The 6,882-nt window shown below is 63.5% G+C and carries 15 protein-coding genes; all 15 read right to left on the bottom strand.

The window, feature by feature from the left end:
* Nucleotides 1–570, bottom strand: a complete 570-nt coding sequence (rplE, locus tag AC1DZY_RS23805; protein ID WP_476822636.1) for a 50S ribosomal protein L5 — start codon at nucleotides 568–570, stop codon at nucleotides 1–3.
* Complete coding sequence (gene rplX / locus AC1DZY_RS23810; protein WP_476822637.1) at nucleotides 563–880, bottom strand: 50S ribosomal protein L24; 318 nt, start codon at nucleotides 878–880, stop codon at nucleotides 563–565. The genes rplE and rplX overlap by 8 nt, the downstream gene beginning before the upstream one ends.
* Nucleotides 880–1,248, bottom strand: a complete 369-nt coding sequence (gene rplN / locus AC1DZY_RS23815; protein WP_054144259.1) for a 50S ribosomal protein L14 — start codon at nucleotides 1,246–1,248, stop codon at nucleotides 880–882. Before rplN ends, rplX begins: the two co-directional genes overlap by 1 nt.
* A 212-nt stretch (nucleotides 1,249–1,460) precedes the next feature.
* Nucleotides 1,461–1,703 carry a 30S ribosomal protein S17 gene (rpsQ, locus tag AC1DZY_RS23820; RefSeq protein WP_066612320.1) on the bottom strand — a complete coding sequence of 81 codons (243 nt, stop codon included), beginning with the start codon at nucleotides 1,701–1,703 and terminating at the stop codon, nucleotides 1,461–1,463.
* A gap of 11 nt (nucleotides 1,704–1,714) precedes the next feature.
* Nucleotides 1,715–1,927: a 50S ribosomal protein L29 gene (rpmC, locus tag AC1DZY_RS23825; RefSeq protein WP_476822638.1), complete on the bottom strand. Its 213-nt coding sequence runs from the start codon at nucleotides 1,925–1,927 to the stop codon at nucleotides 1,715–1,717.
* An 11-nt stretch (nucleotides 1,928–1,938) separates the two neighbouring features.
* Nucleotides 1,939–2,352 (bottom strand): 50S ribosomal protein L16, encoded by a 414-nt coding sequence (gene rplP / locus AC1DZY_RS23830; protein ID WP_476822639.1) that lies wholly within the window; start codon nucleotides 2,350–2,352, stop codon nucleotides 1,939–1,941.
* Nucleotides 2,353–2,370: 18 nt separating this feature from the next.
* A complete protein-coding gene (gene rpsC, locus AC1DZY_RS23835) occupies nucleotides 2,371–3,078 on the bottom strand; it encodes a 30S ribosomal protein S3 (RefSeq protein WP_476822640.1) in 708 nt (235 codons plus the stop codon).
* A 10-nt stretch (nucleotides 3,079–3,088) separates the two neighbouring features.
* A complete protein-coding gene (gene rplV / locus AC1DZY_RS23840) occupies nucleotides 3,089–3,472 on the bottom strand; it encodes a 50S ribosomal protein L22 (RefSeq protein WP_310150595.1) in 384 nt (127 codons plus the stop codon).
* Between the two features lie 3 nt (nucleotides 3,473–3,475).
* A complete protein-coding gene (gene rpsS / locus AC1DZY_RS23845) occupies nucleotides 3,476–3,754 on the bottom strand; it encodes a 30S ribosomal protein S19 (RefSeq protein WP_069692151.1) in 279 nt (92 codons plus the stop codon).
* 8 nt (nucleotides 3,755–3,762) lie between these two features.
* Nucleotides 3,763–4,605, bottom strand: a complete 843-nt coding sequence (gene rplB, locus AC1DZY_RS23850) for a 50S ribosomal protein L2 (protein WP_476822641.1) — start codon at nucleotides 4,603–4,605, stop codon at nucleotides 3,763–3,765.
* Between the two features lie 16 nt (nucleotides 4,606–4,621).
* On the bottom strand, nucleotides 4,622–4,933 hold the full coding sequence (locus AC1DZY_RS23855; protein ID WP_476822642.1) for a 50S ribosomal protein L23: 312 nt from the start codon (nucleotides 4,931–4,933) through the stop codon (nucleotides 4,622–4,624).
* Nucleotides 4,930–5,550 carry a 50S ribosomal protein L4 gene (gene rplD / locus AC1DZY_RS23860; protein WP_476822643.1) on the bottom strand — a complete coding sequence of 207 codons (621 nt, stop codon included), beginning with the start codon at nucleotides 5,548–5,550 and terminating at the stop codon, nucleotides 4,930–4,932. The genes AC1DZY_RS23855 and rplD overlap by 4 nt, the downstream gene beginning before the upstream one ends.
* Nucleotides 5,550–6,275: a 50S ribosomal protein L3 gene (gene rplC, locus AC1DZY_RS23865; RefSeq protein ID WP_476822644.1), complete on the bottom strand. Its 726-nt coding sequence runs from the start codon at nucleotides 6,273–6,275 to the stop codon at nucleotides 5,550–5,552. The genes rplD and rplC overlap by 1 nt, the downstream gene beginning before the upstream one ends.
* A gap of 74 nt (nucleotides 6,276–6,349) precedes the next feature.
* The gene (gene rpsJ / locus AC1DZY_RS23870) at nucleotides 6,350–6,658 is read right to left on the bottom strand and encodes a 30S ribosomal protein S10 (RefSeq protein WP_043237115.1); all 309 of its coding nucleotides are present in this window, start codon (nucleotides 6,656–6,658) and stop codon (nucleotides 6,350–6,352) included.
* A 70-nt stretch (nucleotides 6,659–6,728) separates the two neighbouring features.
* The coding region (locus AC1DZY_RS23875) for an EF-Tu C-terminal domain-related protein (protein ID WP_476769738.1) at nucleotides 6,729–6,882 on the bottom strand (154 nt) is incomplete at its 5' end.

Below are 6,882 nucleotides of genomic sequence, written 5' to 3' on the forward strand. Positions count from 1 at the left end.
TCACTGCCGGAACGGGAAGTTGAAGTGCTTGAGCAAGGCGCGCGCCTCGTCGTCCGACTTCGCAGTCGTGCAGACGATCACGTCCATGCCCCACACGGCGTCGACCTTGTCGTAGTTGATCTCGGGGAACACGATGTGCTCCTTGATCCCGAGCGCGAAATTGCCGCGCCCGTCGAACGACTTGGGGTTGAGGCCCCGGAAGTCGCGCACGCGGGGCAAGGCGATGGTGACGAGCCGGTCGACGAACTCGAACATCTTGGTCTTGCGCAGCGTGACCTTGCAGCCGACCGCCATGTTCTCGCGCAGCTTGAAGCCGGCGATGGCGAGGCGGGACTTGGTGATGACCGGCTTCTGGCCGGCGATCAGCGCGAGGTCGCCGGCGGCGTTGTCGACCTTCTTGCGGTCGGCCGTGGCTTCGCCCACGCCCATGTTGATGACGACCTTCTCGATGGTCGGCACTTCCATGACGTTCTTGTAGCCGAATTCGGCGATCATCGCGGGACGGACGACGTCCTCGTAATGCTTCTTCATGCGCGGCGTGAGAGCCGCCTGCTGCTGGGTATCAGCCATCGATCAGATCTCCCGAACGCTTGGCGAAACGGACCTTGCGGCCATCGTCGAGCACCTTGAAGCCGACACGGGTCGGCTTGCCGTCCTTGGGATCGGCCACGGCAAGGTTCGACAGGTCGATCGTCGCTTCCTTGCTGATGATGCCGCCCTCGGACTGAGCCGAAGCCTTGGTGTGCTTCTTGACCATCATGACACCGCGCACGATGGCGCGAGCATCCTTCGGCATCACCTGGAGCACTTCGCCGGCCTTGCCCTTGTCACGGCCGGCCAGCACGACGACCTTGTCGCCCTTCTTGATTTTCGCAGCCATCAAAGCACCTCTGGCGCAAGCGAGATGATCTTCATGTGGTTCTTGGCGCGCAGTTCGCGCGGAACCGGTCCGAAGATGCGGGTGCCGACAGGCTCCTTCTGGTTGTTGATCAGAACGGCCGCATTGCGGTCGAACCGGATCACCGAACCATCGGCGCGCTTGACGTCCTTGGCGGTGCGAACGACGACCGCCTTCATGACGTCGCCCTTCTTCACGCGGCCGCGGGGAATGGCTTCCTTGATCGAGACGACGATGATGTCGCCAATGCGGGCATAACGCCGCTTCGACCCGCCGAGAACCTTGATGCACATCACGCGACGGGCGCCGGAATTATCCGCGACCTCGAGATTCGTCTGCACCTGGATCATGGCCTTGATCCTTCCAGTGTGTATCAGCGCGGTTTCCCGGCCGCATGAGCGCCGCCGGGACTACGACTGACGGGGGTCGATCGCCCCCTGGCCTCAAACAAAGCATGGACCGCAAAAGTGGCTGGCACCCTTGCGGCTTGAACATGCCCGACTTCTCTATTCACGCCCTCCCCCGTCCCGATGTGATTCGGGCCAAAGGACGCCGCGTTGACTTACGCCTTGGGAGCGCCGTCGAGCAAAACCCAGCTTTTCAGCTTGGAAATGGGCTTGGACTCCTCAATCCAGACCTGGTCTCCGACCTTCACCACCTGCGCCTCGTCGTGGGCGTGGTAGTTTTTGGTCCGGCGAACGGTCTTCTTGAGCAGCGGGTGCGTATACCGCCGCTCGACCTTCACCACAACAGTTTTGTTTTGCTTGTCGCTGACGACGACGCCCTGCAGCACGCGCTTCGGCATGGTCTATCTCCTCAGGCGCTCGCCGCGACGGTCTTCGACCGCTGCAGCGTCTTGATGCGGGCGATGTCCTTGCGCACTTCGGTGACGCGCGAGGTGTTCTCGAGCTGGCCGGTGGCGCGCTGGAATCGCAGGTTGAACTGCTCCTTCTTCAGCTTCAGGAGCTCGTCCTGAAGCAGGTCCACGCTCATGGACTTCAGGTCGGACAGGCGTTTGGCGGTCTTCATGTCGTCCTCCCTTACTCGGCGATGCGCTGGATGAAGCGGGTCTTGATCGGCAGCTTGGCTGCGCCGAGGCGCATGGCCTCGCGCGCGGTATCTTCCGGCACGCCGTCGATCTCGAACATGATCCGGCCCGGCTTGACCTTGGCTGCCCAGAATTCAGGCGCGCCCTTGCCCTTGCCCATGCGGACTTCGGTCGGCTTCTTCGACACCGGAACGTCCGGGAAAATCCGGATCCAGACGCGGCCTGCGCGCTTCATGGCGCGGGTGATCGCGCGGCGGGCCGCCTCGATCTGGCGCGCGGTGACACGCTCCGGCATCAGCGCCTTGAGGCCGAACTGGCCGAAATTCAGGTCCGTGCCGCCCTTGGCGACGCCGGAAATGCGCCCCTTGAACTGCTTGCGGAACTTGGTCTTCTTTGGTTGCAACATGGCTCTTCTCGATCAGCCTTATGCATGCTCGCGACGATTGCCACCGCCGGAGCGGCCGCCTTCGTCTGCCATGCGCTTGTCCTGGGCCATCGGATCGTGCTCGAGGATCTCGCCCTTGAAGATCCAGACCTTGATGCCGCACGTGCCGTAAGTGGTGAAGGCGGTGCCGACGCCGTAATCGACGTCCGCGCGCAGCGTATGCAACGGCACGCGACCTTCGCGATACCACTCCAGACGCGCGATTTCAGCGCCGCCGAGACGACCCGAGCAGTTGATGCGGATGCCTTCGGCGCCCAGACGCATGGCCGACTGAACGGCCCGCTTCATGGCGCGACGGAAGGCGACGCGACGCTCGAGCTGCTGCGCGATCGAATCGGCGACCAGCGTCGCGTCGATCTCGGGCTTGCGCACCTCGACGATGTTGATGGTCACATCGGCCTTGGTGAGCTTCATCACCTCCTTGCGGAGCTTCTCGATGTCGGCGCCTTTCTTGCCGATCACCACGCCCGGACGCGCCGAGTGAATGGTGACGCGGCACTTCTTGTGCGGACGCTCGATGATGATCTTCGAGATCGCGGCCTGCTTGAGCATCTTCATGAGGGCGGCGCGGATCGCCATATCCTCGTGAAGCAGCTTGCCGTACTCGCCCTTCTGGGCGAACCAGCGCGAATCCCAGGTGCGGTTGATGCCGAGGCGAAGCCCGATCGGATTGATTTTCTGACCCATCGTTCTCTCCTCAGGCCTTGGCCGCGGCGACTTCGCGCACCACGATCGTGATGTTGGCGAACGGCTTCAGGATGCGGGCGCCACGACCGCGGGCGCGGGCGTGGAAACGCTTCATCACCAGCGCCTTGCCGACGAAGGCCTGCGCCACGACGAGATCGTCGACGTCGAGATCATGGTTGTTCTCGGCGTTGGCGATCGCGCTCTGCAGGCACTTGCGCACGTCCAGCGAGATCCGCTTGCGCGAGAACTCGAGATCGGCAAGCGCCGTCGAGACCTTCTTGCCGCGGATGAGCTGGGCGAGAAGGTTCAGCTTCTGCGGGCTGACACGAAGATTGCGGGCGACCGCAATAGCCTCGTTGTCAGGCAGCGCACGGGGGAAGGATGCTTTTCCCATGGCTTACTTCCTCTTCGCCTTCTTGTCGGCGGCATGGCCGTGGAAGGTGCGCGTCGGCGAGAACTCGCCGAACTTGTGGCCCACCATTTCCTCGGACACGGACACCGGCACATGCTTGTGGCCGTTGTAGACGCCGAACGTCAGACCGACGAACTGCGGCAGGATCGTGGAGCGACGGCTCCAGATCTTGATAACCTCGGACCGGGCCGCCGAACGGGCAACCTCGGCCTTTTTCAGAAGGTATCCGTCGACAAACGGACCTTTCCAAAGCGAACGCGCCATGACGGACCTCAGTTCTTCTTCTTGCGGGCGTGACGGCTCGACACGATGAACGTATCGGTCCGCTTGTTCGAGCGGGTCTTCTTACCCTTGGTCGGCTTGCCCCAGGGGGTAACCGGGTGACGACCGCCCGAGGTGCGGCCTTCGCCGCCGCCATGGGGATGGTCGACTGGGTTCATCGAGACGCCGCGGTTATGCGGACGACGGCCGAGCCAGCGCGAGCGACCCGCCTTGCCGTCGTTCCTGTTCATGTGGTCGGGGTTGGAAACCGCGCCCACGGTGGCATAGCACAGGCCGCTGATCAGGCGCTGTTCGCCCGAGTTCAGGCGGATGATGACGTAGCCCTGGTCGCGACCGACGATCTGGGCGTAGTTGCCGGCCGAACGGGCGAGCTGCCCGCCCTTGCCGATCTTCAGCTCCAGATTGTGGACAATCGTGCCGATCGGCAGCGTGCCCATCGGGGCCGCGTTGCCGGGCTTCACGTCGACCGACGGACCCGAGATCACGCTGTCGCCGACGGCGAGGCGCTGCGGGGCCAGGATATAGGCCTGCTCGCCGTCGCTGTACTTGATCAGCGCGATGAACGCCGTGCGGTTGGGATCATACTCGATCCGCTCCACGACGGCCGGGATGCCGTCCTTGCCGCGACGCTTGAAGTCGATCAGGCGCAGCGTGCGCTTGTGGCCACCGCCGCGGAAGCGGACGGTGATGCGGCCGAGATTGTTGCGCCCGCCGGAGGACGACTTGCCCTCGGTCAGCACTTTCAGCGGCTTGCCCTTGTAGAGCTCGCTGCGGTCGACGATCACGAGCTGGCGAAGGCTCGGCGTGGTCGGCTTGAAACTCTTCAAAGCCATGATGCAGATCCTCCCTTCACAGACCCGTGGTCACGTCGATGGAATGACCATCTTCGAGCGTCACGATTGCCTTCTTGATATCCGAGCGCTGGCCGAGGCGGCCACGGAAGACCTTCATCTTCCCTTCGGTGACGAGCGTGTTGACGCTCTTCACCTTGACGTCGAACAACTTCTCGATCGCTGCCTTGATCTGCGGCTTCGTCGCAGTCCTGGCGACCTGGAACACGACCTTGTTGTGCTCGGAGAGCATCGTCGCCTTCTCGGTGATCACCGGGCTACGAATGACATCGTAGTGCCTGGGATCGGTGTTCTTTGCGGCCTGGCTCATTTGAAGCGCGCCTCCAGCGCATCGACAGCCGAGCGGGTCAGCACGAGCTTCGTGCGACGCAGGATGTCATAGACGTTGATGCCCTGGACCGGCAGGACGTCGACGTTCGGGATCGAACGCGCGGCCAGGCCGAAGTTCACGTCGATCTCGGCGCCGCCGATCACCAGCGCGCTGGACAGGTCCAGCTTGCTGAAATGGCCGAGCAGCAGCTTGGTCTTGGGCTCGGAGAGCTTGGCATCATCGATGATGATGATCTCGGAACCCTTGGCCTTGGCCGAGAGCGCATGACGCAGAGCGAGAGCGCGAACCTTCTTGGGCAGATCGTGAGCGTGGTCGCGCACGATCGGACCGAAGGCCTTGCCGCCGCCGCGGAACTGCGGAGCCGAAGCCGCGCCGTGGCGAGCGCCGCCGGTGCCCTTCTGCTTGTAGATCTTCTTGCGGGTACGATCGACTTCCGACCGGCCCTTGGACTTGTGCGTGCCGGCGCGACGCTTGGCGAGCTGGTAGCGCACCATGCGGGCGAGAATGTCGGCGCGCGGCTCAAGGCCGAAGATCGCGTCGGAGAGCTCGACCGAACCGGCCGAACCGCCTTCGAGGGTGGTGATATCGAGTTTCATCACGCGTTCTCCTCAACGGTCTCGGTCGCGGGAGCCTGCGTGTCGCCGCCAGCGGTCTTGAACTTGCCGGGCAGCGGCGCATCCTTCGGCAGGGCGCGCTTGATGGCGTCGCGGACATGGATCCAGCCGCCGGCGTGACCGGGAACGGCGCCTTCGACCAGGATCAGGCCACGCTCGACATCCGTCTGGACGACGCGCAGGTTCTGCGTGGTGACGCGCTCGGTGCCGAGATGGCCGGGCATCTTCTTGTTCTTGAAGGTCTTGCCCGGGTCCTGACGGCCACCGGTCGAACCGATCGAACGATGCGAGACCGAGACGCCGTGGGTGGCGCGAAGGCCGCCGAAGTTCCAGCGCTTCATGCCGCCGGCGAAGCCCTTGCCGAGCGTCGTGCCGCTGACATCGACGAACTGCCCAACCACGAAGTGATCGGCGGTCAGTTCGGCGCCGACCGGGATCAACGCGTCGTCAGAGACGCGGAACTCGACGATCTTGCGCTTGGGCTCGACCTTGGCGACGGCGAAATGGCCGCGCTCAGCCTTCGAGACGTTCTTGACCTTGGCCAAGCCCGACCCGAGCTGCACGGCGACATAGCCGTTCTTCTCGATCGTGCGATGCGCGACGACCTGGCAGTTATCGAGCTTCAGCACGGTGACCGGGATATGTTCGCCGGCATCGGTGAAGATGCGGGTCATCCCGACTTTCTGTGCAATCACACCGGAACGCATCGGTGCATACCTTCCCTTGGGGTCATGTTCATCCAGCCAAAACGCTGGAGACAGAGGACCCGGCTAAATTGAGATCAGAGCTTGATTTCGACGTCGACGCCGGCGGCGAGGTCAAGCTTCATGAGGGCGTCGACCGTCTGCGGGGTCGGGTCGACGATGTCGAGAACCCGCTTGTGGGTCCGCATTTCGAACTGCTCGCGCGACTTCTTGTCGATGTGGGGCGAGCGGTTGACCGTGAACTTCTCGATGAGGGTCGGCAGCGGAATCGGGCCGCGGACCTGGGCGCCAGTCCTCTTGGCGGTCGACACGATCTCGCGCGTCGAAGCGTCGAGAATGCGGTGGTCGAACGCCTTGAGGCGGATCCGGATGTTCTGACCGTTCATGGTCTTAATCTTCCTCGTGACGTGAGAAGGCGAAGGCCGCCAAGGGCCGTCGCCCTCACGAAAACGCTGGTTACGCGATGATGCTTGCGACGACGCCTGCGCCGACGGTGCGTCCGCCTTCGCGGATGGCGAAGCGCAGCTTCTCTTCCATGGCGATCGGCACGATCAGGTGCACTTCCATGGTGATGTTGTCACCAGGCATCACCATCTCCGTGCCCTCGGGC

The organism is Allobosea sp. P2_A10, from assembly GCF_056405115.1.

What these genes read in the sequence shown, in the direction of transcription:
- rplC (WP_476822644.1), bottom strand. Translation starts at nt 6,275, where the DNA reads ATGCGTTCCGGTGTGATTGCACAGAAAGTCGGGATGACCCGCATCTTC.
- rpmC (WP_476822638.1), bottom strand. Translation starts at nt 1,927, where the DNA reads ATGAAGACCGCCAAACGCCTGTCCGACCTGAAGTCCATGAGCGTGGAC.
- rpsQ (WP_066612320.1), bottom strand. Translation starts at nt 1,703, where the DNA reads ATGCCGAAGCGCGTGCTGCAGGGCGTCGTCGTCAGCGACAAGCAAAAC.
- rpsS (WP_069692151.1), bottom strand. Translation starts at nt 3,754, where the DNA reads ATGGCGCGTTCGCTTTGGAAAGGTCCGTTTGTCGACGGATACCTTCTG.
- rpsC (WP_476822640.1), bottom strand. Translation starts at nt 3,078, where the DNA reads ATGGGTCAGAAAATCAATCCGATCGGGCTTCGCCTCGGCATCAACCGC.
- rplV (WP_310150595.1), bottom strand. Translation starts at nt 3,472, where the DNA reads ATGGGAAAAGCATCCTTCCCCCGTGCGCTGCCTGACAACGAGGCTATT.
- rplD (WP_476822643.1), bottom strand. Translation starts at nt 5,550, where the DNA reads ATGAAACTCGATATCACCACCCTCGAAGGCGGTTCGGCCGGTTCGGTC.
- rplE (WP_476822636.1), bottom strand. Translation starts at nt 570, where the DNA reads ATGGCTGATACCCAGCAGCAGGCGGCTCTCACGCCGCGCATGAAGAAG.
- rplB (WP_476822641.1), bottom strand. Translation starts at nt 4,605, where the DNA reads ATGGCTTTGAAGAGTTTCAAGCCGACCACGCCGAGCCTTCGCCAGCTC.
- AC1DZY_RS23855 (WP_476822642.1), bottom strand. Translation starts at nt 4,933, where the DNA reads ATGAGCCAGGCCGCAAAGAACACCGATCCCAGGCACTACGATGTCATT.
- rplX (WP_476822637.1), bottom strand. Translation starts at nt 880, where the DNA reads ATGGCTGCGAAAATCAAGAAGGGCGACAAGGTCGTCGTGCTGGCCGGC.
- rplP (WP_476822639.1), bottom strand. Translation starts at nt 2,352, where the DNA reads ATGTTGCAACCAAAGAAGACCAAGTTCCGCAAGCAGTTCAAGGGGCGC.
- rplN (WP_054144259.1), bottom strand. Translation starts at nt 1,248, where the DNA reads ATGATCCAGGTGCAGACGAATCTCGAGGTCGCGGATAATTCCGGCGCC.
- rpsJ (WP_043237115.1), bottom strand. Translation starts at nt 6,658, where the DNA reads ATGAACGGTCAGAACATCCGGATCCGCCTCAAGGCGTTCGACCACCGC.